This window comes from Sphingobium sp. MI1205 (genome assembly GCF_001563285.1).
In the GTDB taxonomy this organism is placed as follows: Bacteria; Pseudomonadota; Alphaproteobacteria; order Sphingomonadales; family Sphingomonadaceae; genus Sphingobium.
The window spans coordinates 2,891,917-2,918,037 of sequence record NZ_CP005188.1; the positions used below are offsets into that span (position 1 = coordinate 2,891,917).

The following is a 26,121-nucleotide window of genomic DNA, read 5'->3' on the forward strand; positions in this document are numbered from 1 at the left end:
ATCAGACGGTACGCCGCTGGTCCTGCCGGGGCGTAGCGAACCGCGCCAGATAATCCTCTTCGCCGGTCGGCCGGGCGAAGTGATAGCCCTGGAACAGCGTGCAGCCGATGACGCGCAGCATGTCCATCTGCGCTTCCGATTCGACGCCTTCCACCACCACTTCCATGCCCAGCCCCTGGATCAGGCCCACAACGGCGCTGCAGATGGTCCGCGCTTCGGCTGAAATGGCGATGTCGCGCACCAGGCTGCGGTCGATCTTGACCCGATCGATCGGCAACTCCTTCAGGCGCGAGAGATTGGAATAGCCGGTCCCGAAATCGTCGATGGCGATCCGCACCCCTTCCTTACGCAGCGCACGGAGTTGCCCCAGGACGCGAACGTCCATTTCCATCGCCAGCGATTCGGAAATTTCCAGCTCCAGCATGTGCGGGGGCGTCTGATACGATGCCATGGCGTGCCGCAGCCGCAGGAAGAAATCCGCCTGCGACAATTCGCGTGACGAGATGTTGACGGCAATGCGCTGCCCGATGTCCGCCTTCGCCCAGCGCGCGGCGGTTTCGCACACGCGGCTCATCACCCAGTCGCCAAGCGCGACGATCGCGCCGCTTTCCTCCGCTACAGGCACGAAGAAACCGGGCATGACCAGATCACGCTCAGGATGCGCCCAGCGGATCAGGGCTTCGGCGGTGACCACCCGGCCACTGATCGCCTCTACCTGTGGCTGGAACTCCAGGATGAATTCATCGCGTTGCAGGGCGAGCAACAGGTCGCGCTCCAGCTCTGCGCGGTCGGCGGCCTCCAACGCCAACTCGGCGGTGAACATCTCCGCACGGTTACGGCCCTGATGCTTGGCATGATACATGGCGATGTCGGCAGATCGCAGCAGGGCGGACAGCGTGTCGCCATGGTCGGGATAACAGGCGATGCCGACCGAAGCGCCCAATTCGACATGCTGGCTGCCAAGGTCGAAACGTTCGCTGAGGGCGAACTGGATTGCGCGGGCGATACGACTCGCCGCTTCCCGTCCGGGCAGGTCGGGGAAGAACATCGTGAATTCATCACCCGCCAGACGGCCCAGCACGGCATCGCTCAGGCCCGCGCTGACCTGCGCCATCACCACTTCGCGCAGACGGCCCGCGACGCGCGCCAACAACTGATCGCCTGCGGCATGGCCCAGCGTGTCGTTGACGCCCTTGAAGCCATCGAGATCAATAAAGAACAGCGCGGCGGCGCGCTCGTCCGTCCGCTCGGCCAGCAGCCTTTCGACCTGACGACAAAAGCTGGTTCGGTTGGCAAGGCCGGTCACCTGGTCGAACAGCGCCAGCGCCTGCACATGATCCAGATTGGTGCGCACCTGGCTGAACAGGCTGGTCATCGCCACGGACAGGTCGGGAAGTTCGGCGGCGATCTGAGTGGAGACAGGCGATTGCAGGTCGCCATGCGCCGCCGCGATCAACCGCTCCGTCGCGGTGTCGATGGCGTCGGCGGTGGTGGCGACGGTCCGGCGCGCGGACGCCCAGCTCATCGTGCCGCACAGGATGGCGATGATCAGCGAACGGCCGATGCCGACAATGTCGGTCGCCTGCCCCTGTCCCAGCACGAGGGACAGGGTGAACACCAGCGCCCCCGCGGCGCAGGCGAAGGCAGTGGCGCGGCTTTTCAATGTCACGCCCTGCATGTGACTCCCGCCCCGAGAGCAGCTCGATATGAACCGCCGATCTGGAGGATATGAAGGGCGCTGGTTAAGAAAAGGTCAGTGTGCGGCCGTCCAGCGGCTATTTTTTGCGCCGCAATATGACGTAGATAGCGCCTTCGCCGCCATGGCGCGGATGGGCCAGCCGGACGCTCGCGATGCGGTCGGCATAGGGGCTGGTTTCCAGCCAGTGGCCGATCTCTCCACGGATCGCGCCACGGCGTGAATCCCGCCCCAGACCGCCGGATTTCGGCGGCTTCCCGGTAACGATCAGCAGGACGCGCAGGTCACGGGCAAGCGCTCCCGAAAGCGCCTGGTTCAACCGCGCATGTGCGGCTGCAAGGCTGTGTCCATGCAGGTCGATCGACATATCCGGCGTCAGCGTGCCGCTACGGACTCGGCGTTCCCAACTGGAATCGAGCGTCGCGGATGGCGCGCGCGCGGGCGCTGGCATGGCGCGCTGAGGCGGAACGGGCGTTAACCCTGGGTCAGTCACCGCAACGGCGGGCACGACCGGCATGTCGATGGAACGCGATCCGGGCCGCAGCGGCCGGACCGATCGGGTAAGCGCGCCCCAAAGCGCCTTCTCCTCAGGCGAAAGATGACGTCGCGCCATCGACTGGCGCGCTCACTGACCCACAAGCCGCGCCGCCGATCCGACGGGCAGCAGGATGAGGGCGCTGCCCCGGGCCGACATGCCCCCGGCGATCGTCCGGGCGCGGCTGCCTGCGCCCCAGAAGCTGTCAAACCGATTCGCCCCCTTGATGGCGCCGCCCGTATCCTGCGCGATCCAGACGCCATTGGGCTCTGCCCGGTCGAGCGAGAGCAGCACGGGCGCGCCCAGCGGCACATATTTGGGGTCGGCGGCCACCGTCGCCTCCGGCGTCACCGGCACCCCCAGCGCGCCCAGCGGCCCCGCGCCGGTCAGCTCCCGAAAAAACACGAAACTCTTGTTTTCATCCATGATCTGCGCGCCCTCGACAGGGTTCGCGCGCAGCCACGCCATGATGTCCTGCATCGATCCGGCCTGGATCAGTCCGCGATCCTTCATCAGCTTGCCGATGCCGGTATAGTCGCGGCCATTCTGCCCGTCATAGCCGATCCGCATGACGCCGCCATCGGGCAGGAGCAGGCGTCCGCTGCCCTGCACCTGAAGAAAGAAGAATTCCACCGGGTCCGCAGCCCAGGCGATCTCCAGACCCCGGCCAGCCAGGGAGCCCGCCCCAATCTGCGCCCGTTCCTCATAGGGCACGAAGTTGCTGCCCTGCACCTTGCCGCGTATCGTCCTGCCTTCAAGGCTGTCGCTGAACAGGCCAAGATTGACATCGATCAGGTCGGGCGGACGGCGATAAATCGGCACCTCATATCCAGCCCGACGCGTTCGGGATCCGGCGATTTCCGGTTCATAATAGCCAGTAACGAAAGCTGTCCCCGGCCCTACCTGCACCGCTTCGAAATGGCGTGAGAAGAATTCGCTGGCGTTGGCGTCGGGCCAACTCGACGCTGCGGCGCAGGCGCTGTTCCAGTCCGATCCGCGCGTCAGGCCGCTCTGGTCGGTGCGCCGCATCAATGACGGGCAGGAAATGCGGAAGGCTTCCAGTGCCTTGCGCGCACGCTCTCCGGCCGGGATGAGGCTGGCGATGTCGGGACCACGGGTGACGCCCGCGGCAAGCGCCGTTCCAGTTTCGCTGACTGCCGGAGGTGGCGCTACCGGGAGTGCCGGTCGTGGGGTCGCCGGAAGCGGGCGAACTGCCGTTTCGTCACCGCGCGAGGGACGCTGCGGCGGAGCGCCGGGCGCTCCGGGTGGAATCACGCCGCCCGCACATGCCGACAGCAGCAGCGCGGCGAGAAGCGCGCCACCCGACTGACGCAGGCTCATGCAGCCTCGTCGGTTTCGCTCAGCTTCCAGTTGGGATCGGTACTGCGCAGATCGCGGGTAAAGGTCCAGATATCGTTGGTGCCAACCGCATCGGTCAACGAGCCGGCGACCACATTGCCGTCGTGATCGCGCGTTACGGCGGCGATATCTGCTTCAAACCGCAGGGATACCTCAGCGATCCGGCCATTGACGCTGGCATCGACGATCTGCGCCTTTTCAATACGCACAAGGCGATTGTCCAGGACATGGCCAGCCGCTTCGCGCTGAGCGATCGATTCCTCGAAGGAAGCCAGCACATCGGCGTCGCACAGCCATTCAAGTTCCGCCCGATCGCCACGCCAGAAGGCTTCAAGCACCATTTTATAGGCCGCCTTCGCGCCTTCGACGAACTGCGGCACATCGAAGCTGCGATCGGCCGCAATCAGCGCGCGAACACCCGCCTCGCCGCCGGACGCGATAAGGCCATCGGCCAAACGAACCGAATCACCGGGCATGTCGGTCACAGGGCGAGGCTGAAGCACCGTTACCTTGGCCCGATCCTCCGCCGGGCGCAGGGCAGGCTCCTGCTCATGCCCCGTCCGCTTGCCAAGAACGGAATAGAGCCGCAGCGCCAGAAAACCGGCTATCAGGGCGAGGATGACAATTACATACACGGGGCCAGGCACCCTTTGGTCTAGATCGAAGAGAACAACGCAGCCAACATAGGCATGTTTCCCCCAAATTCAAATGGCCGCTTTCAGCTGCCGCCATTGCCCTGCCCTGCGGCCCCTGCTAAGCGCACGGGCCATTGTCCGGGGGCGCGTCGCCGACGGATCCAAAGGGAAATCAGGAAGCACAAATGGCCGACGAAGCCGACACCATGCAGACATCCAATTCGGGCAACGGCGCGGACACCGCTCCGCAGATCGCGCTTATCAGCCAGTATGTGAAGGATCTGTCCTTCGAAAACCCGAACGCGCCGGCCGTGTACCAGTGGCCCGATCAGCCGCAGATCGATGTCCAGTTCAACATCGGCGCGGACAAGGTTGGCGACGAGGTTGTCGAGGTTTCGCTGAAGATCGAAGTGAAGGCGACGGCGCCGCAGGGCACGGCCTTTGCGGTCGAACTGCTCTATGCCGCGATCTTCGGCATGCGCAACGTGCCCGATGAACAGCTCCAGCCGTTCATGCTGGCTGAAGCGCCCCGCCTCATCTTCCCCTTCGCGCGCCGCGTGCTGGCTGACGCGATCCGCGACGGCGGCTTCCCGCCGCTGCTACTCGACCCCATCGATTTCGGCGGCCTCTACGAACAGCAGGCGCAGGCGATCGCGCAGACCGCGGGCGAACCGGCCGGTCACGCCTGAGCCTGATGGACCCGTTCTCCGTTCGGACTGTTCGCATGAGCCGCCCGGTTCGTGTGAACATCCGGGCCGCGCGCCCCGGGCCGCGCCTGGACGAATGGGGGAGACAGTAAGGCGATGAAACTCGTCAAGGCGCTTGGCTCGGTCGGCGGACTGACGCTTGCCAGCCGCATCCTAGCGCTGGTGCGGGATTCGCTGGCTGCCCGTTATGTCGGCGCGGGCTTTGCGTCCGACGCTTTCAACGGCGTGGCGTTCCGGCTGCCCAACATGTTCCGCGCCCTTTTTGCCGAGGGGGCGTTTTCCGCCGCCTTCATCCCGATGTTCAACCGCAAGGCGGCGGGTCCGGGCGGCATCGCCGAAGGCTATCATTTCGCCGAGCGTGCGCTGGCGGTCCTTCTGCCGGTCCTCATTCTTTTCACCATCGTCCTGATCGCTGCCGCATGGCCGATCACATGGCTGCTGTCGGGCGGCTTTTCACGCCAGAACCCGACGCCTGACCAATTCGCCTTCGCCGTGCTGCTGTCCCGCATCACCCTGCCCTATCTGGCGCTGATCAGCCTGGCGTCGCTGCTGGGCGGCATACTGAATTCGCTCGACAAATTCTGGGTGAATGCGGCAGCGCCGATCCTGCTCAACCTGGCGATGATCGCCGGGCTGTGGCTGTTCCACGGCGCGGATGAATATGAAACCGCGCGCGTGCAGGCGATTTCGGTCACGGTCGGCGGCGCGCTGCAACTGCTCTGGCTGATATGGGCATGCCGCCGCGCGGGGGTATCCATGAAGCTCAAGCGGCCGCGGTTCGACACCGATGTGCGCGAGTTGCTGCGGCTGATCGTGCCCGCAGCGGCGGGCGCTGGCGCGGCGCAGATCAACCTGCTGGTCTCGACTGCGCTCTCCGGCTGGCTGCTCGCGTCAGGCTCAATCACCTATATCTATTATGCCGACCGGCTGAACCAGCTGCCCCTGGGGCTGATCGGCATCGGCCTCGGCACGATCCTGTTGCCCACCATCTCGCGCTTGCTATCGACGGGGCAGGAGCAGGTGGCGATGGAAACGCAGAACCGGGGCATCGAACTGGCGCTGTTCCTCACCCTTCCCGCAACCATCGCCTTCATCACGGTGGCCGAACCGATCGTGCGCGGCCTGTTCCAATATGGCCTCTTCACGGTGGAGGATGCGCGCCGATGCGGCTGGGCCTTGTCGGCCTTTTCCATCGGGCTGCCGGCCTATGTCCTCGTGAAGGTGCTGACGCCGGGCTATTATGCCCGTGGCGACACGAAAACGCCGGTGCGCTACGCGATGCTGTCGGTCCTCATCAACATCATCGGCAATGTGACGTTGATCCCCCTGCTCGCTCGTGAGGGACTGGGACATGTCGCCCCGCCGCTAGCGACCGCACTTGCCGCCACCATCAATGTGGCGATGCTCTATTCCACGCTGGTCAAGCGGGGCCATTTCGCCGCCGATGCGCAGCTGCGCAGGCGGCTGCCCCGCCTTGCGCTGGCGGCGCTGGCGATGGGCGGCGCCCTTATTGCCGGGGAAGGCCTGCTTGAGCCATGGCTGGGCGGTGCGATGATCCAGCGTTATATCGCGCTCGCCATGCTTGTCGGCGCGGGGATCGCCCTTTACGGGGTGGCCTGCTTCATCACGGGCGCCTACCGGCTGTCCGACCTGAAGGCGCTGATGCGCCGACGGGGTTCGACCACAACCCAAGAGAACGGATAGAAAAATGCGCGTCCTTTCCGGCATCCAGCCGACCGGCAATCTGCACCTGGGCAATTATCTGGGCGCGATCCGCAACTGGGTGCGGATGCAGGACGAGATGGATGCAGATAGCCAGTGCTTCTTCTTCCTGGCGGACATGCATTCGATCACCGTGCATGAAAACCGCGAGCAGCGCATCCGCAACGTGCGCGACATGGCCGCCGCATTGGTCGCCGCAGGGATCGACCCGGACCGGTCCGTCCTGTTCAACCAGGCGCGCGTCCCCGCCCATGCGGAGCTATGCTGGTTGCTCAGCGGCACCGCCCGCATCGGCTGGCTGAACCGCATGACGCAGTTCAAGGACAAGGCCGGCAAGGACCGTGAAGGCGCATCGGTTGGCCTGTTCGTCTACCCGGTGCTGCAAGCCGCCGACATCCTCGTCTACAATGCCACCCATGTGCCGGTGGGTGAGGATCAGAAACAGCATCTGGAACTGGCGCGCGACATCGCCACCAAGTTCAATACCGATTTCGGGGTCGATCTGTTCACCGTGCCAGATCCGACCATCCCAAAGGAATCCGCTCGCATCATGTCGCTCCGCGATGGCACGGCGAAAATGTCGAAGTCCGACCCTTCCGACATGAGCCGCATCAACCTTACCGACGATGATGACGCGATCATGCAGAAGGTCCGTAAGGCCAAAACCGATCCCGAACCGCTGCCGGAAACGGCCGTCGGCCTGGCCGGACGCCCGGAGGCGAACAATCTGGTCGGCATCTACGCAACGCTGGCGGGGACCACCCCCGACGCAGTATGCGCGGAGTTTGCGGGCAAGGGCTTTGGCGCGTTCAAGCCTGCGCTGGGCGAATTGCTGGTGGAAGTGATGCGGCCGATGCGCACCCGCTTCATGGAACTGCGCACCGATGATGCCGCGCTCGACGCCATTTTGGAAAAGGGTGCGGCAAAGGCTTCCGCAGCGGCCGAACCGACGTTGCGGGCGGCCTATGATGCCATGGGCCTGATGCGTTGAAGCTGCACGGTCGGGCAATCGCCTGACGGAAAGGTGATGGCCGCGCCGTCCTAGGGATAGCCGGACGTGATTTGCGCTCGCCTGCCCCGATTGAGCGTTCAAATGATGTTCAGTTGCGTTCTGCTACGGCGGAGCGCAAGGTTGCGACAGGCTTACCACCTACAGGACGCAGAACAATGAACTCTTTCAAGAAGATCGGCCTGATCGCGGCGCCAGCTCTGGCTCTTGTGGCCCTGTCTGGCTGCGCGACGCCATTCAAGGCGGACGTCGCCCGCTTCCAGCAATTGCCCGCACCTGCCGGGCAAAGCTTCACCATCGTCGCTGACGATCCGCGTCTGGCCGGTGGTCTGGAATTCTCCCAATATGCGCAGATGGTGGGGCAGCGGCTGGCGCAGACCGGCTATGTCCCTGCGGCGGACCCGGCCGGGGCAGACCTTATCGTGCGCGTCGCCTACAATGTGGATAATGGGCGGGAGAAGGTTCGCTCCACAGGGTTTGGAGCCGCCAATCCTTATTTCTATGGCGGCTGGGGCTGGCACGGTCGCTGGGGCCGTCCGTGGGGCTATGGCTTCTATGATCCCTGGCTGTTCGGTCCGGGCTATAGCGACGTCAGCAGCTATACCGTGTACACCAGCGATCTCAGCATGAAGATCGATCGGGCTGCCGACAACCGGCGGCTGTTCGAAGGCAAGGCCAGCGCCCAGTCATTGTCGAACCGGCTGACTTATCTGGTGCCAAACCTGATCGACGCCATGTTCACTGGCTTTCCCGGACAGAATGGCGAAGATGTGAAGATCACCCTGCCACCCGAAAAGAAGGGCTGATCCATCGCTGACAGGACGGGGCAGCAGTCATGCCCCATTGGCCCGGCGGTCTTTATCGCCGGGCTTTTATTTGGCCTGGATCAGGGAAGGCGGCGGGCTGTCAGAATAGGCACGGGCTTTTCCAGCATTTGTCCCTTCATCACGCCCTCCCCGGCAGTGGGAGACTTGGGCGCGGCCAAAATGGCGCGCAGGACATCCATGCCCTCCACCACATGGGCGAACACGGCAAAACCCTGATTATCACCCGCAGCCTCGGGGTGCGCGTCCATGCCGGGCATCTTGCCAAGCACGATGAAGAAGTCACCGGTCGCGCTTCCCGGCGCGTAGCGGGCCATGGAGAGCGCGCCATCGTCATGCGTGAGGCCGGTCTGCGTGGTCGGTTCATGAACGATCGGGGGCAGGACACGCGCCGGAGCATTTTGCGTGCCACCCTGGACGAAGCCGTAATCGGCCGAACCGACGCCGCGATAGAAGCCGGCGCCGTCCAGCCTCTTTTGATCGACATAGCGCAGGAAGTTGCGTGCCGTGACGGGCGCCTTCGCCGCATGAACCGCCACCACGATCCGTCCCGCGCCCGTATCCAGTGCGACACGCACATCCTCTGAAGGCGGCGCGGAAGGCGGCTGCGCAGCCGCAGGGGCGAGAGTAAGGAGAGCGGCGAGCAGCAGGGCGACATGCCGGATCATGGCTTTCACCCTAAACCCCCGACGGCCCTTTTGTCAGCGTCAGTTTTCCAGCTGGCGCAGCAAGGCGCGGATGTCGGCGTCAATGTCCGCATTGGTCTGGCGCAGTTCCTCGATCGTGCGGACCGCGTGGATCACCGTGCTGTGATCGCGGCCGCCGAAGATGCGCCCGATTTCCGGCAAGGAACGCGGCGTCATCTTCTTGGCGAGGTACATGGCGACCTGACGCGGCCGGGCTACTGCGCGGGCCCGGCGCTTGGATCGCATTTCGGACGCGTCGATCTTGTAATGGGCAGCGCAGACCTTCTGGATCTCATCCACGGTGATGCGGCGCGCATTTGCGCGCACGGCATCGGCAAGCATGGTTTGGGCAAATTCCAGATCGACTGAGCGCCCGGTCAACTGACCGTAAGCGATCAACTTATTGAAAGCGCCCTCCAGTTCCCGAATGTTCGAGCGGATGGAACGGGCGAGGAAATCGATGACGGCGTCAGGAACGGGCGGATCACCGGCAATGGCGCGCTTGGCCTCCAATATGGCGAGGCGCAGGTCAAGGTCCGCCGGGCGGATGTCCGCCACCAGACCGCCCGCAAGACGCGAGAGAATCCTGGCGTCGATCGAATCAAGCTGTTGCGGTGCACGGTCGGCGGTGACGACGATGCGCGCGCCTGAATCGATGAGATCGTTGATCGTGTGGAGAAATTCCTCCTGCGTCGAACCCTTGCCGGCGATGAACTGGATATCATCGATCAGCAGTAGCCGCGCCGCGCGCAGGCGCGCCTTGAACATCATGGTTTCGTTCGCGCGCATCGCGTTCACAAATTCCATCATGAACCGTTCGGCCGACATGTATAGCACGGGCGCGTTGGGGGAATGGGCGGAAAAGTGCTGAGCAATGGCATGAAGCAGGTGCGTCTTGCCCTGCCCGGTGCTGCCATGAATGAACAGCGGGCTGTAACGCGGCTGGGCTTCGCCGGCCATCGCTTCCGCCGCGGAAAAGGCGAGATGGTTGGAGTCGCCGGTGACGAAATCGGCGAAGCTGTGGCGCGGCTGGAAATTGCAGGCGGTGACGCCTTCGGGAAGGATGGGGTCGGCAGACACGGCTTCCAAGGCCGGGGCGACTTCGAGTAGACGCGGGCCCACGGCATTGGGGGCACGACGCAGCCGCACTTCGCGGACACCGACACCGGCACAGCGCCACGCCATGCGCAGACGATCGCCGAAATGCCCGGACACGAAATTGGCCGTGAAATCAGACGCAAACAAAAGATCGAGCGTCTGCGATTCGGCACAATAGTCGCCCAGTTGCCCAGCCTTGAGCCATTGGTCGAACATGCGCGGCCCGATGTCGCGGCGAAGTCCGGTACGAATAGCATCCCACGCGGTGTCGAGGCGCGCATGGTCATGCGACGCCTGAACGCTCGAACTGCCTGACACTGCGGTTAAACCCTTCATAAACAGTCGACCCCCATCAACTGTGCCCCTGACGGACAGGAGCTATCAGACGCAGATAACCGCTTGGAAAAGCGAAAGCTTTCCCAGTGTAACTGTGCCGAACAACCCAATGACGATCACCGAGACTCGATTCGAGTGGCGATCAGAGAGTTGAAAATAGACAGGCAATCTTCGCCGGATCAAGGGCATGCCCGGTCAAAAATGTGAAATAAAGACGTTGACGCGGAAAACCGGGGGAAATGGGGATACGGCAATATTATCTTTTAAATTCAGATAGTTGTAACAATTGCCGATCCGCTCTCCTTACCCCGAATCGCCGGAGAATCGCGGAAAACCGCCAATGGCCGTTACGGCTGCGTGACGGAAATATGAAAAAACCCGCCCCGCAGAGCGGGACGGGCCTTCAAACCTTTATTGACGATCGAGTGGAGCGGCTCAGGCGAGCGCGCTGACCCGCTTCGTCAGACGGCCAAACTTGCGAGCCGCAGTATTCTTGTGCACGACGCCGCGCGCAACGCCACGCGCCAGTTCCGGCTGGACCGTCTGGAGAGCCGCAGCCGCAGCCGCCTTGTCGCCAGCGGCGAGAGCGCTTTCGACCTTCTTCACCAGGGTGCGGATCCGGCTGATGCGGGCGCCGTTGATTTCGGCACGGCGTTCGTTGCGGCGGATGCGCTTCTTGGCTTGCGGCGTATTGGCCATTTAAAGTCCTCGGTCTCGTCAAATCTCGTGAAAAGGACCGGTAGGAATCGCCTTCCAGTCCTCGTGAAGGTGCGGCCCTTACAGGGGATAAGCCCGAGCGTCAACGGTCGCGCGCGCGCTATTTCTGGCATTTGGGGCAGTAGAAGGTGGACCTGCCTCCATCCACGCGACGCCGGATCAGCGCGCCGCATGCGCAGCTTTCCCCTTCCCTGCCATAGACCCGCCACTGCTTGGAAAAATAGCCAAGCTCTCCATCGGGCCGCGCATAGTCGCGCAGGGTTGACCCTCCCGCCGCGATAGCCGCCGTCAAAACTTCCCGAATCGATTCAACCAGTAGCGCAAGACGGCTGCGGCCGATCCGCCCGGCTTCCCGCACCGGCGAAATTCCGGCCATGTTCAACGCTTCGCAGACATAGATATTGCCAAGGCCCGCGACCACGCGCTGATCGAGCAGCGCCGCCTTGATCGAGCTTGCCTTGCCGTGGAGTGCGGCTGCCAGATAGGCGGCGGAAAAATCCTGGCCCAGTGGTTCAGGGCCCATGCGCGTGAAGGGGCCATGATCCTGCCATGCGTCGCTGCGCACCAGATCAAGCGAGCCGAAACGACGCGGATCGTTGAGCGAGAGCAGACGCCCGCCGTCCGTTTCGATCAGCAGGTGATCGTGCGCGCCAATCTCCGCCGGATCGATCCGCCAGCGGCCGGACATGCCAAGATGAAAGATCAGCGTGTCACCGCGATCGGTGTCGATAAGCCCATATTTGGCCCGGCGGGAAAGGGAGGTGACAGTCGCACCCGTCAACCGCTGGCGCAGATCGACCGGTATGGGAAAGCGCAGGTCGGCGCGGCGGGCTTCCACGCGCGTGAGAACCGCGCCTTCCAGGACTGAACGCAGCCCCGCGACCGTGGTTTCGACTTCCGGCAATTCAGGCATTCAGATCATCCTGGGGCATGGATTGGGCTCGCCATATTGGCTCCTGGCCAGACTCGAAACGAAGGAATGGATAATTGGAAAGCCTGGCTGAACATTTTCGCCGATCTGGGGTGTTTCCTCGGGACATGCAAATGCTCTAGGAGGCTCGGCCATGAACGACACTGCTTCTTTCGGCTATCGCGATGTGGATGCTTCTGAAAAGCAGGGGATGGTTCGCGCCGTCTTTTCCAATGTCGCGTCCAAATACGACCTGATGAACGACGCCATGTCGGTAGGCGCGCACCGGCTGTGGAAGGACCAGTTTGTCAGCCGTGTCAAACCACGCAAGGATGAAGCGATCCTGGACATGGCGGGCGGCACCGGTGACATCGCCTTCCGTCTGGCAAAGCATGGCGCGGCGATCACCGTTGCGGACATCAATCCCGAAATGCTGGCCGTTGGCGTCGAACGGGCAAAGAAAAAAGGGCTGGAAGGACTGATCTGGTCCGAACAGAATGCCGAGGAGCTGAGTTTCAAGGACCGCAGCTTCGACGCCTACACCATCGCCTTCGGCATTCGCAATGTGACGCGGATCGACGAAGCGCTACGCGAGGCGCATCGCGTACTGAAATTTGGTGGGCGGTTTTTCTGCCTGGAATTTTCCACGACCACCTGGCCGGGTTTTTCGGACATCTATGACGTCTATTCGCATCGGCTGGTGCCAAAGCTCGGCAAGCTGCTGGCCAATGATGAAGAAAGCTATCGTTACCTGATCGAATCGATCAGGCGGTTCCCGCCAATGCCGGAGTTCGAACAGATGATCCGCGAAGCCGGATTTGCACAGACCAAGGTCGAACCCATCCTGGGCGGATTGGTCGCGATTCACTCTGGCTGGAAAGTGTGAGCGTGGCGCGCACAGGCAACCGCGCCGATCCCGATCACTCCCCCGGACGGGAGGGGCTGAACTAGGATGGCTTCCCATCTGACGCATATCTGGCGGCTGCTGAAATGGGGCCGGACGCTCGCGCGGCATGGCGCGCTGACGGGTATCGAGCGCGACCCGTTGACGCCGGCGCCGGTCCGGCGGCTGGTGCGGGTGGCGCGGGTGGGCGCGCGCGTGCCCAGCCAGCCCCGCTATGCCGATGCGTTTCAGGCGATTGGTCCAGCAGCGATCAAGCTGGGGCAAACGCTGGCGACGCGGCCGGATCTGGTGGGGGATCAGGCGGCGAACGATCTGCTGCGTTTGCAAGATGCCCTGCCACCAGTCCCCTTCGCGACGGTGCGGGCACAGATCGAGCAGAGTTTCGGGCGGCCGCTGGAAAGCATGTACAGCCGTTTCGATGAAATCCCCGTCGGCGCTGCCTCCATTGCGCAGGTGCATCGAGCCATCACCAGGGAAGGCCGCGACGTCGCGGTTAAAGTGATTCGTCCCGGCGTGACCGATCAGTTCAACCGCGACATCCAGACCTATGAATGGGCGGCCGCGCATATCGAGATGCTGGGGAGTGAGGCCGCGCGGTTGCGGCCGCGGCTGGTAATCGCCAATTTGAAGCGCTGGACGGCGCGCGAGCTGGACCTGCGGCGCGAAGCCGCATCCGCCTCTGAACTGGCGGAAGCGATGGAGGCTCTGCCGGGCTACCGCGTGCCCGAGATCGATTGGGATCGCACGACCGGCAAGGTCATGACGATGGAGTGGATCGACGGGATCAAGATTTCCGATCGCGACGCGCTCATCGCCGCAGGCCATGACATCAAGGATATCGCAGCCCGGCTGGTCAACGCCTTCCTGCGCCAGGCGATTGCCGAGGGCTTCTTCCATGCCGACATGCATCAGGGTAACCTGTTCGTCACCGCCAATGGCGATATCGTCGCGATCGATTTCGGCATCATGGGCCGGATCGACCGGCGCGCGCGGATGTGGCTGGCGGAAATCCTCTATGGCCTTATCACCGGCAACTACAGGCGCGTGGCCGAAATCCATTTCGAGGCTCAATATGTGCCCGGCCATCATAATGTAGAGGAGTTCGCGACCGCGCTACGCGCCGTGGGCGAGCCCATGCGGGGCAAGCCGGTGCGCGAGCTGTCGGTCGGCGGCATGCTGGACGGACTGTTCGCCATCACCCGCGATTTCGACATGCAGACCCAGCCGCATTTGCTGCTGCTGCAAAAGACGATGGTCATGGTGGAGGGGGTCGCGACCGCGCTCGACCCTGACATCAACCTGTGGGAAACGAGCGGCCCCTATGTAAAGGAATGGCTGCGCTCGGAACTCGGCCCGGAGGCCAAGGCGGCTGATGCGCTGATCGAAAACTGGCGCACACTCCAGCGATTGCCGGGGCTGATCCGGCGGATCGAAGAAGCGTTCCCCGAGAAGGGCGGCGCACCGCCGCCGCCGCCGTTGACCGAGGTGAAGCTGATCCGCGTTGGCGGTGGCTGGCGCTACGCCGCTGTTGCAGGCTTTGCTGCGGTGGCTGGAGCGATCGTTACGGCCCTGCTACATCTACAGCTATGACTGAGCGCCGCATCCTCCTGATCGTCTCCGGCGGCATCGCTGCCTATAAATCGCTCGAACTGGTGCGGCTGCTCAAGAAGCGCGGCATTGCGGTGCGCGCCGTGCTCACTGAAAGCGCAGCCAATTTCGTAACGCCCTTGTCCCTTGGCGTGCTGACCGAAGATCATGTCTACGGCGACATGTTCGACCTCAAGGAAGAGCGGGAGATCGGGCATATCCAGCTGAGCCGCCAGGCGGATCTTGTGGTGGTCGCGCCTGCTACGGCGAACATCCTGGCGAAGATGGCGAACGGCATCGCCGATGATCTGGCGACAACGCTGCTGCTGGCGACCGACAAGCCGGTGCTGGCCGTGCCAGCCATGAACGTGCGCATGTGGCACCATCGGGCGACGCAGCGGAACCTGGAGCGCCTGCGTGCCGACGGCATTCATGTCATGGAGCCGGACAGCGGCGAGATGGCCTGCGGCGAATATGGCCAAGGCCGCCTGCCCGAGCCCGAGGCGATCGCCGCGGAAGTGGAGCGGATGCTGGCGCGTCCGGGCGCACAGGACCCACTGGCCGGACAGCCCGATTTCGAGACAGCGGAACTGCCCCTGAAGGGCCGTCACATCCTCGTCACCGCCGGTCCCACGCATGAGCCGATCGATCCGGTCCGCTACATCGCCAACCGATCTTCCGGCAAGCAAGGCTTCGCCATTGCAGCGGCGGCGGCGCGGGCGGGCGCGCGCGTGACTCTGGTCGCCGGGCCGGTGCACCTGCCGACCCCGGCGGCAGTCGACCGCGTGGATGTGGAAACTGCGCGGGAGATGATGGCGGCGGTAGAAGCGGCGCTGCCTGCCGATGCCGCCATCATGGTCGCGGCGGTCGCGGACTGGCGAACCGCAGATGCTTCGGGACAAAAGCTGAAAAAGGATGGGTCAGGCAAGCCTGCGCCTTTGCCGCTGGTGGAAAATCCCGACATTCTGGCGACGCTTGGAAAACATGGCCAGCGCCCTGCCCTGCTGATCGGTTTCGCCGCCGAGACCGAAAAGGTCGCCGAACATGCGCAGGCAAAGCTGGCGCGCAAGGGCGCTGACTGGATCATCGCCAATGACGTATCGGGTGACGTAATGGGCGGCGACAGCAACAGCGTGCACATCGTCACGGCGAATGGCGTCGAAAGCTGGGAGCATCTGCCCAAGGACGGCGTCGCCCACCGCATCATCGAAAAGGTCGCTCATGCCCTCTCCCCTGCATCCGATTGAAATCCGCCTGAAACGCCTTCCCCATGGCGAGGGGCTGCCCTTGCCCGCCTATGCGACCGCGCATGCTGCGGGGATGGATGTGGTTTCGGCGGAAGATGTGATCATCGTTCCGGGCGGCCGCCATGCGGTAGCGACCGGCTTCGCCATGGCCATTCCAGACGGCTATGAGGTGCAGGTACGACCGCGATCGGGCCTCGCGCTGAAGCATGGGATCAGCCTGCCCAACACGCCCGGCACGATCGATGCGGATTACCGGGGGGAATTGAAGGTCATCCTCATCAATCTGGGCAACGAACCCTTCGTCATCGCGCGGGGGGACCGGATCGCGCAGCTGGTGGCGGCTCCCGTCCAGATGGCCCGCTTTGCCGAGGTCGAGGAACTGGATGAGACGTTACGGGGTTCAGGAGGTTTCGGTTCGACCGGAGTGGCATCCTCATGAACCCTGCGCCGCTGACACTCTCCGACGAGCAGCTTGAGCGCTATGCGCGGCACATCGTCCTCAAGGAGATAGGCGGCGCCGGTCAGGCGCGGCTGCTGTCAGCGGACGTCGCGGTAATCGGCGCGGGCGGGATCGGCAGCCCGGCGATCCTTTATCTCGCGGCGGCGGGCGTGGGCACGATCCGCGTTATCGATGACGATCATGTCGCCCTAACCAATTTGCAGCGGCAAATTATGTTCGGCACGAGTGACATCGGCGCAGCCAAAGCCGAACGCGCCATGACCGCGGTGGCACGGCTCAATCCCGATGTGAAGCTGATCCCGATCAACGCGCGTATCGGTTCAGACAATGCTGCGCTGATGCTGCGCGACGCCGATGTCGTGTTGGACGGGTGCGACAGTTTCGCCACGCGGCTCGCAGTGGCCGACTGCGCGCAAAGGCTGCGCATCCCACTGGTGTCGGCGGCGGTGGGATCCTTCGAAGGACAACTGGCCACCTATCGCGGCTGGGAAAGCGACCAGCCCTGCTATCGTTGCCTGGTAGGCGACCCGCAGGACGCGCCGGAGCGCAACTGCGCGGAGACAGGTGTGATCGGGGCCCTGACCGGGGCGATGGGTAGCCTGGCGGCGCTGGAAGTCATCCGCGCGCTCGTTCCCTTCGGCGCTGATATGGCGGGCAAGCTGCTACTCGCCGACCTGCTTTCCATGCGCTTCCGCACGGTGAGCGTCGCCAAGGACCCCGGCTGCAAGGCCTGCGCCGCTGAGCTATGCGCGAACTGAGGATCATCGTCGCGACGGCCGATGCGGAGCGGCTGCGCGGCGCGCTGGTGCTGGCGAGTGCACAGGCGGCGCTGGGCGGGACCGCGAGCCTTTTTCTGCAACTGGATGGTGTGGCGTTACTCGCCCCTTCCGCCGGAGCCCCCAGAGATGCAACACATCGCTCGGCGGGTTTGCCGACGCTCGGCCAGCTTATCGCGGAAGCGCAGGCGTTGGACGTGGCCATCCTCGCCTGCCAGAGCGGAATGGCGTTGCACGGGCTTGCCGAGCAGGACCTTCCTCAGGGCGTTACGGTAAGCGGCCCTATCTCATTCCTCCAGGACACCAACGACGAGGCGCGGCTGATCTTCGCCTGACAAGGCGAAGGGAGACGCAGCTTTGCATGTCATCGCTGGCCTGCTCGGCATCAGCCCTTCTATTGACAGGCCGGGCGGCCCATTTATGGGGAAAGCGCGACTTTTTGCGCTGCCCTCGCTCCAAACTCACAGAAAGATCCCACCCTTGTCCGTCATGCTCAAGATCACCCTGCCCGATGGTTCCGTGCGTGAAGTCGCGCCCGGCACTACCCCGGCGGATATTGCGGCAGCGATCGGGCCGGGCCTGGCGAAGGCGGCCATCGCCGCACGGGTGGACGGCGAACTGCGCGACATCATGCGTCCGCTGGAGCAGGATTCGCATCTGGCGCTGGTGACATCACGGGACGAGACGGACGCACTGGAACTGGCGCGGCATGATTTTGCCCATGTGCTGGCCGAAGCGGTGCAGGCGCTGTTTCCCGGCACGCAGATCACTTTTGGCCCCTCGACGGACGACGGCTTCTACTATGATTTCGCGCCGAAGGACCGGCCTTTCACCGAGGAGGATCTGCCCGCGATCGAGGCGAAGATGCGCGAGATCATCGCCGCCAACAAGCCGCTGCGCCGCGAGGTGTGGAAGCGCGAAGACCTGATCGCGCGCTGGAAAGCCGAGGGCGAGACGTTCAAGGCCGAATGGGCGGCCGAGCTTCCCGAAGGCGAGGAACTGACAGTTTACTGGTCGGGCGATGAGTGGCTGGACATGTGCCGGGGTCCGCACCTTGCTTCGACTGGCAGGCTGGATCCCGCCGCGTTCAAGCTCACCCGCGTGTCGGGCGCCTATTGGCGCGGCGATCAGAAGAATGCGATGCTCAGCCGCGTTTATGGCACCGGCTGGCTGAACAAGAAGCAGCTTGAGGCGCATCTCCACAAGCTGGAGGAAGCGGGCAAGCGCGACCATCGCAAGCTGGGCGCGGAGATGGACCTGTTCCACCTTCAGCAGGAAGCGCATGGGTCGGTCTTCTGGCATCCCAAGGGCTATCTGATCTGGCGCGAGCTGGAAGCCTATATGCGTCGCGCGATCGACGCAGCAGGCTATCGCGAGGTCAAAACCCCGCAGGTGATGGACGCGCGCCAGTGGGAGCAGTCCGGCCATTGGGGCAAATATCGCGAAAATATGTTCGTCATCCCCGATGAGGTGCCGAACGTCGCGGATGAAGGGCCGCTGGTGTCGAATGACGCCGACTGGATGGCGCTCAAGCCCATGAACTGCCCCGCGCATGTCTTGATCTTCCGCCAGGGGATCAAGAGCTATCGCGACCTGCCCCTGCGCTTCTACGAAAATGGATGCTGCCATCGCAACGAGCCGCATGGCGCGCTGCACGGGCTGATGCGTGTGCGCCAGTTCACCCAGGACGACGCGCATATCTTCTGCCGCGAAGACCAGATTGTCGAGGAAGTGCGCGCTTTCTGTGCGCTGGCCGACCGCATCTACAAGGATTTCGGCTTCACCTATTCGATCAAGCTGGCCCTGCGTCCCGAAAAACGGTTCGGCACGGAAGAAATGTGGGACATGGCCGAGGAAGAACTGCGCAACGCAGTCGCGGCGGCTGGGCTCAATACGCCCGAATATGGTTGGGAAGAACTGCCGGGTGAAGGCGCCTTCTACGCGCCCAAGCTGGAGTGGCATCTGACCGACGCGATCGGGCGGACATGGCAGGTGGGCACAATCCAGTCCGACCGCGTTCTGCCGGAACGACTCGACGCATCCTATGTGGCCGAAGATGGCGAACGCCACCGGCCCGTGATGCTTCACAGAGCGATTTTCGGCTCCTACGAGCGCTTCATCGGCATCCTGATCGAACATTATGCAGGCAAGTTCCCGCTGTGGCTCGCCCCGGTTCAGGCAGTGGTGGCGACCATCGTGTCCGATGCGGACGACTATGCGCAGGCGGTTGCCGACAAGTTGCGGGCAGCGGGAATCCGGGCGGAAACCGACCTGCGCAACGAGAAGATCAACTATAAGGTGCGCGAGCATAGCCTTGCCAAAGTGCCCAATTTGCTGGTCGTTGGACGCCGCGAGGCTGACGAGGGCACGGTCGCGCTGCGCGAATTGGGCAAGGAGGGGCAGAACATCCTTTCGATTGATGAGGTGATCGAGCGACTTGCAAAAGAGGCCCGCGCGCCCGATATGCCATGAGGCAGTGATGCCACATGGGGCCGGTAATTCCGCAGATGCGGACTTGCCGCCCCTTTCGGCTTTGCGCTAAAGGCCGCCAGAGCCGTTTTCGTAATTACCATAGGAGAAGCCGCTATACGTCCCCCAATGATGCGCCGCCCGATGGCGCCGCCGCCTAAGTCCGGTCCCCGTTATAATGAGTTCATCACCGTGCCCAAGGTGCGCGTGATCGACGACGAAGGCGAAAATCTGGGCGTGATGTTTACGCAGGAAGCCATGGAGCGCGCTTACGAGATCGGGCTGGACCTGGTCGAAGTGTCGCCAACGGCTGATCCGCCGGTTTGCAAATTCCTGGACATCGGCAAGTTCAAGTACGAAGCCCAGAAAAAGGCGAATATCGCCCGCAAGACCCAGAAGACGCAGGAACTCAAAGAGATCAAGATGCGTCCGAACATCGACGATCATGATTATGATACGAAGATGAAGAAGGTCCATGACTTCATCGGCGATGGCGACAAGGTGAAGATCACCCTGCGCTTCCGCGGTCGCGAATTGTCCCACCAGCAGCTGGGCATGCAACTTCTCCAGCGCGTGGCCGAAAATGTCGGCGAGATCGCGAAAGTCGAAGCCTACCCCCGCATGGAAGGCCGGCAGATGCTGATGGTGCTGGCGCCAAAATAATCGTAGCCCTCGAGGGCTACGCAATCGGGCGGGGTCTGGCGACAGGCTCCGCCCGTTTTTCTCGTGCATGGGCCACAGAATGGCGCGAAGCGACCACTAGCGACCGATCGGGCCGGACACAGTGTATCGCTAGGAAACGGCCATCCCCACTACTGTCACCCCAGCGAAGGCTGGGGTCTCATGCCATGGCTAGATAGGCTGGAAATACGTGCCAAGCCTTACCGGTGCATGCCATCGCCTGAGATGCCAGCCTTCGCTGGCATGACGGGAGTTTATGTCAGCGTTCAGGTGAGGGCTGTCCGCAAACCGGACCATCTCCTTATCCGCTCACGCCGCTGGCCTGGCACTGTAGAGCCCTGGAAACATCGCCTTGAACGCGGCGAGCTTGGGTGCATCCCAACGCTGGATATAAGGGTGACGCGGGTTGCGCTTCATGAAATCCTGATGATAGCTGTCGGCCAGCTGAAAGCCGCCCGACCGTTCGACACGCGTCACGATCGGATCGCGCCACAGGCCCGCTTTGCCAAGTTGCGCCAGATAAGCCCTCGCCGCCTTGTCCTGCCCTTTGTTCAACGGAAAAAGCGCACTGCGATAATGGGTGCCACGGTCCGGCCCCTGATAATTGAGCGTCGTCGGATCGGCGACCACGGAAAAGAAGATGCGCAGCAGCGTCGCATAGCTGACCTGTTTAGGATCGTAGGTCACGCGCACCGCTTCGGCAAAGCCGGTATCGCCGCGGCTGACCCGCTCATAATCGACTTTGCGCCCAGCAGGTCCACCGTCAAAGCCGGACACAACCTGCCGCACGCCCTTCACATGGGAAAAAACCCCTTCGACGCCCCAGAAGCAGCCACCCGCGAAAATAGCGGTTTCGCTTTTACCGCCAGCGGGCACGTCAATTGCGGGGACAGGAGCATGCACCGGACGCTCGGCGCGCACCGGAACAGCGACGGCTAGAGCCGCCAATATGGCCATAGCTATGCCGTCAGAGCGGCGCATTTTCCGCCACCGAAGAGGCACTCATGCTGGACGATGCGGCCATGGCGGGAGTGGTGAGCGCCGGAGGAGCGCTGGGCTGGAGAGCCAAGACGCCGATCGCACCCACGACAAACCCGCCCAGAAAGCGCAGGAACAGATCGGATTTCAGGAATGCCAACATGGCCATGTTCCTTTTCATCTTTACCAAGGCGGGACGATTAGCAGCTTGTAGCTTAGCCCGGTGTTAACAGGTCAAATCAGGTTTTGAATCGAAACGGGATATAAACCGCCACGGTCATCTACAAGACGGCGTGCGGGAAAATATCCGTTTCCGATTCTGACAGGATAGAAGGAACGGGCAGGCGTCGCCCGCTCCTAATGCCCGGTTCTCCCGTCTTCCGACGGCGAGAATTTCACGCTTATTTCAGCGCGGCGCAGGCTTCCTGGATGCGCTTGCACGCCTTGGCCAGCACTTCTTCCGACGTCGCATAGCTGATGCGGAAAGCAGGCGAGAGACCGAAGGCCGCGCCATGGACCGCGGCGACGCGAGCCTCATCCAGGAAGTAGCCGATCAGCTTTTCATCGCTGTCGATCAACTGCCCCTTGGGCGTGGTCTTGCCCATCACGCCGCTGGCGTCGGGATAGACGTAGAAGGCGCCTTCGGGCGTCGGGCAATCGAGGCCTGGCGCGTCGTTCAGCATCGAAACGACCATGTCGCGGCGCTTCTTGAAGGCGGCGTTGCGCTCTTCCAGGAAATCCTGATCGCCGGTCAGCGCGGCAACCGCCGCCGCCTGGCTGATCGAGCAGGGATTGGAGGTAGACTGCGACTGCAGCTTGCCCATCGCCTTGATGATCCATTCCGGGCCACCAGCGAAACCGATGCGCCAGCCGGTCATCGAAAACGCCTTGGAACAGCCGTTCACCGTCAGGGTCCGATCATAGAGGTCCGGGCAAACCTGCGCGATGGTCGCGAAGGGGGTCGGCGCGTACCAGACATGTTCATACATGTCGTCGGTCATGATCAACACATGCGGATGACGGCGCAGCACTTCGCCCAGTTCCTTCAGCTCGCTCGCCGAATAGGCCGCGCCCGAAGGGTTGGACGGCGAGTTCAGGATCAGCCACTTGGTCCTGGGCGTGATCGCGGCGTCAAGCTGCGCGGCGGTGATCTTGTAACCCTGGCTCGCCGGGCCTTCGACGAAGACAGGCGTGCCGCCCGCGAAGTTCACGATGTCGGGATAGCTGACCCAATAGGGGGCCGGAATGATGACTTCATCGCCCACATCGACGGTCGCGACCAGCGCGTTGAACAAGGTGTGCTTGCCGCCGGAGTTCACGCTGATCTGGCTGCGCTTGTAGGTCAGGCCATTGTCGCGGTTGAACTTGAACGCAACGGCATCCTTGAGTTCAGCGGTGCCGTCCACATCGGTGTAGCGGGTCAGGTTCTTGCGGATCGCGGCAATGCCAGCTTCCTTGACGAAATCGGGGGTGTCGAAATCGGGCTCGCCCGCCGACAGGCCAATAACATCGACGCCATCGGCTTTGAGGGCATTCACGCGCGCGCTCATCGCCAGGGTGGCGGAGGGCTGGATGCGGCCGAGGGCAGCGGAAGTCTGGCTCATCGTGACACTCTTTCTGAAGGATCGCTTTGAATCCGCGATGCGGACGCGCGCTCCTTTAGTGCGCTATGGCTTGAGGGGCAACCGCCAGTTGGGTTGACATGGCTCCTTCTCCGTCATTCCAGCGCAAGCTGGAATCTGACCTGTGAAGCGCAATCCGCATGAGATACCAGCTTGCGCTGGGGTGGCGGCGTTATCTGGCCAGTGTCGCAGCGACCATGCCCCGCGCGGCGTTGCCGATGAAGAAGCCATTCTCCAGATCGCGAGGCCTAAGGTCAGCTTCGACCGCTTCGCCCATTTCCAGGAGACTGCGGCGCAGGACGCCGGGAAGCAGCCCACGTGACAGGGGCGGCGTCACCAGCTTGTCACCGCGCTCGACGAAAACGGACGAGAAGCAGCCTTCGGTGAGGAAACCTTCATGGTCGGTCATCAGCACCTCATAGGTGCCGCCCCGCTTCAAGGCGTCGCGGTAAATCGCGCGATCGGTGGTCTTGTGCGCCAGACTGGGATCATCGCCGGGAACTTTCCGCGGCACGACCGCCACCTGCATGATCGCCTGTGGCCAGGTGCGATGTTCGCGCACTTCGATCGCGATCGATCCCCGGCGGGAAACGAGCAGGCGCAGGCGGCTGCGTTCGCGCAGGCGAAAAGTCGCGGCCTGAAGTTCGTTGCGCACGTCGTGACGGTCGAAGATGAAGTCCAGCGCAGCGGCGCTCGCCTTCAGCCGTTCAAGATGCAGCTCCAGCAGCCTGATGCCATCGACCGGATCGAAGGCCATTGTTTCCAGCAAGTCAAACCGTCCGTCAGCCAACGACATCGAAACTATTCAAGCCCCCTTAGCCCAACTACCCGGCGGTGGTGAGAAAGCGCCCCTTGGCGAGACATTCCGCCCACTCGGATGCTGCATCCGAGTCTGCAACAATGCCCGAACCCAATCCAAGGCGCCCCTCCGTCATGCCTTCTTCAACCCAAATCGTGCGGATGGCAACATTGAAGGCAGCATCGCCATTCGGATCAATCCAGCCCATCGCCCCGGTGTAGACGTCGCGGGAGAACGGTTCGACCATGTCGATGATCTCCATCGCCCGCACCTTGGGCGCGCCGGTGATCGATCCGCAGGGAAAGAGGATGCGCAGGATATCGACCGGGCCCAAACCGGGCAGCAGCCGGGCGCGAATGCTCGACACCAGCTGGTGAACGGTCGGATAGGTTTCGACATGGAAGAGGTCAGGGACAGTGACCGTGCCAGCACGCGACACGCGGGACAGGTCATTGCGCAGCAGATCGACGATCATCAGATTTTCGGCACGCTGCTTGGCGTCGGCCTCCAGTTCCCGTGCGAGCGCGGCGTCGGTGGCGGGATCGGCGGAACGGCGCGCGGTGCCCTTCATCGGCCGGGCGGTCAGCTGCCCGCGCACATTGGTGAAGAACAACTCTGGCGAAAAAGACAATATGTCATGCGCGCCGGTGCGCATCACGCCCCCGTATCCCGCGCGCTGGCGTGGCCGGATGGCGGCATAAAGGGCCATGATGTCGCCTGTGAAACGCACGGCGCAGGGAAAGGTAAGGTTCACCTGATAAATGTCGCCTGCGCGGATATATTCCTGCACCCGGTCAAAGGCGGCGCGATATGCCTGCTCGTCCACCAGCGGCTGCGGGGGTTCGATGCTTGCGGCGGCAGGATCGGGCAGAAGGCCGGGCATCAGCGCGGGATCGATCGGGCGATGCCCTTCAAACAGGCCGAACCATAGCAGCGGCATCGCGGACGCCCGGCCCCGGTGATCAAAGGCGAGCTGGCGCAGTCGATCCTCCAGAACCAGTCCTGCCTCGTAACTGATATAGCCAGCGGCATGCAGCCCCCTCTCCGCCGCCTCGGCAATGCGGTCGAGCGCGGGCTGAACGTCCTCAAGGGCATGGGCGGCGATTATCTCGACCGGGTCGCGGTAAAGGCGGGCCGGTGCGGCGCCACGCTCTCGCGCGTCGTCGAACAGGACAAAGGCTTCGGAAGGACCGGGCAGTCGCATCGGGCCGTCTTAACAGCCTTTTGGACAGGCGAAAGGGCAACTGCGCTTTATGCACCGTTGCGCTTCCAGCCGCCAGGCCATAGGAGGAGCGCATGAGCAATCCGCCGCCCATCGACGCCACACAACGGCCGCTGCGCCCCGCCCTTGCGCTGGCGCTGCGGGGCCGGTGTCCTGCTTGTGGCGATGGCGCGATGTTCGTGCGGTTCCTGAAGCCGAGTCCCGCCTGCAATGCTTGCGGACAGCCATGGAATGTGTCGCAGGCGGACGATTTCCCCGCCTACATAGTCATCCTGCTGCTCGGCCACATATTGGTGCCGCTGATGATCGAGGTGAACAGCACGCTGGCGATCCCATTGGGGGTGCAAGCCGCCCTGTGGCCGGGGTTGGCGGTGATACTCGCCGCGCTGATGATCCAGCCGGTCAAGGGGGCGGTGATCGCCTTTCAATGGACCCGGCGAATGGATGGCTTTGCCTGAAGACGGATCGCCGCCCTTTTCATCCGGCTGGCTGAGCGTCGCCCAGCCTGCTCATCTCACCCCGGTTGACGCAGGAAATTGCGTTCCATGGCTTCGCGAAGATTGACGTCGATCGTCCGGCGCCCTTCCGCACCATGGGTGACCACGGTGGTATCGCAGGTCGCGACACAAACGCCCTTCTGAAACGCCGCCGAACTGACAGTCCAGCTGGTGCGGCCGATATGGCCAATGCCGCAATGCACTTCGAACGGATAGGGGAAGTGCGATTCCTCAACGAAGTTCAGCGATACGGCAGCCACCAGCCAGCGCACGCCCTGTTCCTGCGGGTGGCGGCCGAGATGATGGTGGAAGCGAATACGGGCGGTTTCAAAAATGCCGGAGATGGCCACATTGTTGATGTGTCCCATCGTGTCGATATCCTGGAAGCGCGTGTCCATGCTGGTGATGAAACTGTAGGCTTCGGGGCTCAATCGCCAGGATTCGGGTTTTGCCATAGTCCTGCTTTCCAACCGTTATCCTCAAGCTCTTAGCCAGTGCGGGCGGGGATGCAATCGTTCGGCGAAAATTGACCTAACTGCGACCTTTTTAGCACAGGTCAGCCGTCATGACGCGATAGGGAACGCTGTGTTTCCGTTAGCCGCGATGGACTTTGCGCGGGCTGGTTCATAGCGTGCGCCTGACCTG

27 protein-coding genes are annotated in these 26,121 nt (G+C 63.1%); 13 read left to right on the plus strand and 14 right to left on the minus strand.

Annotated features, from left to right (window positions below; translation table 11 throughout):
* Nucleotide 1: 1 nt before the first annotated feature.
* From K663_RS14305 to K663_RS14320, 4 genes are all read right to left on the minus strand, one after another.
* On the minus strand, nt 2-1,678 hold the full coding sequence (locus K663_RS14305) for a putative bifunctional diguanylate cyclase/phosphodiesterase (protein WP_062118918.1): 1,677 nt from the start codon (nt 1,676-1,678) through the stop codon (nt 2-4).
* A 97-nt stretch (nt 1,679-1,775) separates the two neighbouring features.
* A complete protein-coding gene (locus K663_RS14310; protein WP_062118921.1) occupies nt 1,776-2,309 on the minus strand; it encodes a Smr/MutS family protein in 534 nt (177 codons plus the stop codon).
* 12 nt (nt 2,310-2,321) lie between these two features.
* Nucleotides 2,322-3,572, minus strand: coding sequence for a murein transglycosylase A (gene mltA, locus K663_RS14315; RefSeq protein WP_062118925.1), 1,251 nt, complete (start codon nt 3,570-3,572; stop codon nt 2,322-2,324).
* On the minus strand, nt 3,569-4,225 hold the full coding sequence (locus K663_RS14320) for a Tim44/TimA family putative adaptor protein (protein WP_062118928.1): 657 nt from the start codon (nt 4,223-4,225) through the stop codon (nt 3,569-3,571). Before K663_RS14320 ends, mltA begins: the two co-directional genes overlap by 4 nt.
* A 185-nt stretch (nt 4,226-4,410) precedes the next feature.
* Between K663_RS14320 and secB the strand changes: the two genes are divergently transcribed.
* The 4 genes from secB to K663_RS14340 all read left to right on the plus strand — a co-directional run bounded on the left by secB (nt 4,411) and on the right by K663_RS14340 (nt 8,469).
* Complete coding sequence (gene secB / locus K663_RS14325) at nt 4,411-4,914, plus strand: protein-export chaperone SecB (protein ID WP_062118931.1); 504 nt, start codon at nt 4,411-4,413, stop codon at nt 4,912-4,914.
* A 114-nt stretch (nt 4,915-5,028) separates the two neighbouring features.
* A complete protein-coding gene (murJ, locus tag K663_RS14330; RefSeq protein ID WP_062118933.1) occupies nt 5,029-6,636 on the plus strand; it encodes a murein biosynthesis integral membrane protein MurJ in 1,608 nt (535 codons plus the stop codon).
* A gap of 4 nt (nt 6,637-6,640) precedes the next feature.
* Entirely contained in the window at nt 6,641-7,645 is a 1,005-nt protein-coding gene (trpS, locus tag K663_RS14335; RefSeq protein ID WP_062118936.1) for a tryptophan--tRNA ligase, read from the plus strand.
* A 176-nt stretch (nt 7,646-7,821) separates the two neighbouring features.
* Entirely contained in the window at nt 7,822-8,469 is a 648-nt protein-coding gene (locus tag K663_RS14340) for a DUF4136 domain-containing protein (RefSeq protein ID WP_062118940.1), read from the plus strand.
* An 80-nt stretch (nt 8,470-8,549) separates the two neighbouring features.
* On the opposite strand, the gene K663_RS14345 is transcribed toward K663_RS14340, so the two are convergent.
* The 4 genes from K663_RS14345 to mutM all read right to left on the minus strand — a co-directional run bounded on the left by K663_RS14345 (nt 8,550) and on the right by mutM (nt 12,237).
* On the minus strand, nt 8,550-9,155 hold the full coding sequence (locus tag K663_RS14345; RefSeq protein WP_062118943.1) for a peptidylprolyl isomerase: 606 nt from the start codon (nt 9,153-9,155) through the stop codon (nt 8,550-8,552).
* A 39-nt stretch (nt 9,156-9,194) separates the two neighbouring features.
* Entirely contained in the window at nt 9,195-10,607 is a 1,413-nt protein-coding gene (gene dnaA / locus K663_RS14350; protein ID WP_062118946.1) for a chromosomal replication initiator protein DnaA, read from the minus strand.
* Nucleotides 10,608-11,042: 435 nt separating this feature from the next.
* Nucleotides 11,043-11,306 carry a 30S ribosomal protein S20 gene (gene rpsT / locus K663_RS14355; RefSeq protein WP_037464636.1) on the minus strand — a complete coding sequence of 88 codons (264 nt, stop codon included), beginning with the start codon at nt 11,304-11,306 and terminating at the stop codon, nt 11,043-11,045.
* A 118-nt stretch (nt 11,307-11,424) separates the two neighbouring features.
* Nucleotides 11,425-12,237 (minus strand): bifunctional DNA-formamidopyrimidine glycosylase/DNA-(apurinic or apyrimidinic site) lyase, encoded by an 813-nt coding sequence (gene mutM, locus K663_RS14360; RefSeq protein WP_062118949.1) that lies wholly within the window; start codon nt 12,235-12,237, stop codon nt 11,425-11,427.
* Nucleotides 12,238-12,388: 151 nt separating this feature from the next.
* On the opposite strand from mutM, the gene ubiE reads away from it, so the two are divergent.
* From ubiE to infC, 8 genes are all read left to right on the plus strand, one after another.
* Nucleotides 12,389-13,120: a bifunctional demethylmenaquinone methyltransferase/2-methoxy-6-polyprenyl-1,4-benzoquinol methylase UbiE gene (gene ubiE / locus K663_RS14365; RefSeq protein WP_062118952.1), complete on the plus strand. Its 732-nt coding sequence runs from the start codon at nt 12,389-12,391 to the stop codon at nt 13,118-13,120.
* A 66-nt stretch (nt 13,121-13,186) separates the two neighbouring features.
* Complete coding sequence (gene ubiB, locus K663_RS14370; protein ID WP_062118955.1) at nt 13,187-14,728, plus strand: 2-polyprenylphenol 6-hydroxylase; 1,542 nt, start codon at nt 13,187-13,189, stop codon at nt 14,726-14,728.
* Nucleotides 14,725-15,972 carry a bifunctional phosphopantothenoylcysteine decarboxylase/phosphopantothenate--cysteine ligase CoaBC gene (gene coaBC / locus K663_RS14375; RefSeq protein ID WP_062118958.1) on the plus strand — a complete coding sequence of 416 codons (1,248 nt, stop codon included), beginning with the start codon at nt 14,725-14,727 and terminating at the stop codon, nt 15,970-15,972. The genes ubiB and coaBC overlap by 4 nt, the downstream gene beginning before the upstream one ends.
* Entirely contained in the window at nt 15,947-16,411 is a 465-nt protein-coding gene (gene dut / locus K663_RS14380) for a dUTP diphosphatase (protein ID WP_062118961.1), read from the plus strand. Before coaBC ends, dut begins: the two co-directional genes overlap by 26 nt.
* Nucleotides 16,408-17,190 carry a HesA/MoeB/ThiF family protein gene (locus K663_RS14385; protein WP_235589453.1) on the plus strand — a complete coding sequence of 261 codons (783 nt, stop codon included), beginning with the start codon at nt 16,408-16,410 and terminating at the stop codon, nt 17,188-17,190. The genes dut and K663_RS14385 overlap by 4 nt, the downstream gene beginning before the upstream one ends.
* The gene (locus K663_RS14390; protein WP_062118964.1) at nt 17,178-17,543 is read left to right on the plus strand and encodes a DsrE/DsrF/DrsH-like family protein; all 366 of its coding nucleotides are present in this window, start codon (nt 17,178-17,180) and stop codon (nt 17,541-17,543) included. Before K663_RS14385 ends, K663_RS14390 begins: the two co-directional genes overlap by 13 nt.
* Before the next feature lie 154 nt (nt 17,544-17,697).
* On the plus strand, nt 17,698-19,680 hold the full coding sequence (gene thrS, locus K663_RS14395; protein ID WP_062118967.1) for a threonine--tRNA ligase: 1,983 nt from the start codon (nt 17,698-17,700) through the stop codon (nt 19,678-19,680).
* A 126-nt stretch (nt 19,681-19,806) separates the two neighbouring features.
* Nucleotides 19,807-20,340 (plus strand): translation initiation factor IF-3, encoded by a 534-nt coding sequence (infC, locus tag K663_RS14400; RefSeq protein WP_037464624.1) that lies wholly within the window; start codon nt 19,807-19,809, stop codon nt 20,338-20,340.
* 327 nt (nt 20,341-20,667) lie between these two features.
* Here infC and msrA read toward each other — a convergent pair whose 3' ends face one another.
* From msrA to pabB, 5 genes are all read right to left on the minus strand, one after another.
* Nucleotides 20,668-21,339: a peptide-methionine (S)-S-oxide reductase MsrA gene (gene msrA, locus K663_RS14405; RefSeq protein ID WP_062118970.1), complete on the minus strand. Its 672-nt coding sequence runs from the start codon at nt 21,337-21,339 to the stop codon at nt 20,668-20,670.
* Nucleotides 21,326-21,499 (minus strand): hypothetical protein, encoded by a 174-nt coding sequence (locus K663_RS24665; protein WP_201026641.1) that lies wholly within the window; start codon nt 21,497-21,499, stop codon nt 21,326-21,328. Before K663_RS24665 ends, msrA begins: the two co-directional genes overlap by 14 nt.
* Before the next feature lie 238 nt (nt 21,500-21,737).
* Nucleotides 21,738-22,940, minus strand: coding sequence for a pyridoxal phosphate-dependent aminotransferase (locus K663_RS14415; RefSeq protein ID WP_062118976.1), 1,203 nt, complete (start codon nt 22,938-22,940; stop codon nt 21,738-21,740).
* A 190-nt stretch (nt 22,941-23,130) separates the two neighbouring features.
* Entirely contained in the window at nt 23,131-23,754 is a 624-nt protein-coding gene (locus K663_RS14420; RefSeq protein WP_062118980.1) for an aminotransferase class IV, read from the minus strand.
* A gap of 28 nt (nt 23,755-23,782) precedes the next feature.
* Nucleotides 23,783-24,961, minus strand: a complete 1,179-nt coding sequence (pabB, locus tag K663_RS14425; RefSeq protein ID WP_062118983.1) for an aminodeoxychorismate synthase component I — start codon at nt 24,959-24,961, stop codon at nt 23,783-23,785.
* Between the two features lie 92 nt (nt 24,962-25,053).
* Between pabB and K663_RS14430 the strand changes: the two genes are divergently transcribed.
* Nucleotides 25,054-25,437: a DUF983 domain-containing protein gene (locus K663_RS14430; RefSeq protein WP_062118985.1), complete on the plus strand. Its 384-nt coding sequence runs from the start codon at nt 25,054-25,056 to the stop codon at nt 25,435-25,437.
* Between the two features lie 56 nt (nt 25,438-25,493).
* Here the strand turns inward: K663_RS14430 and K663_RS14435 are convergent, their stop codons facing one another.
* Nucleotides 25,494-25,931: an acyl-CoA thioesterase gene (locus K663_RS14435; RefSeq protein ID WP_062118988.1), complete on the minus strand. Its 438-nt coding sequence runs from the start codon at nt 25,929-25,931 to the stop codon at nt 25,494-25,496.
* Between the last annotated feature and the right edge of the window lie 190 nt (nt 25,932-26,121).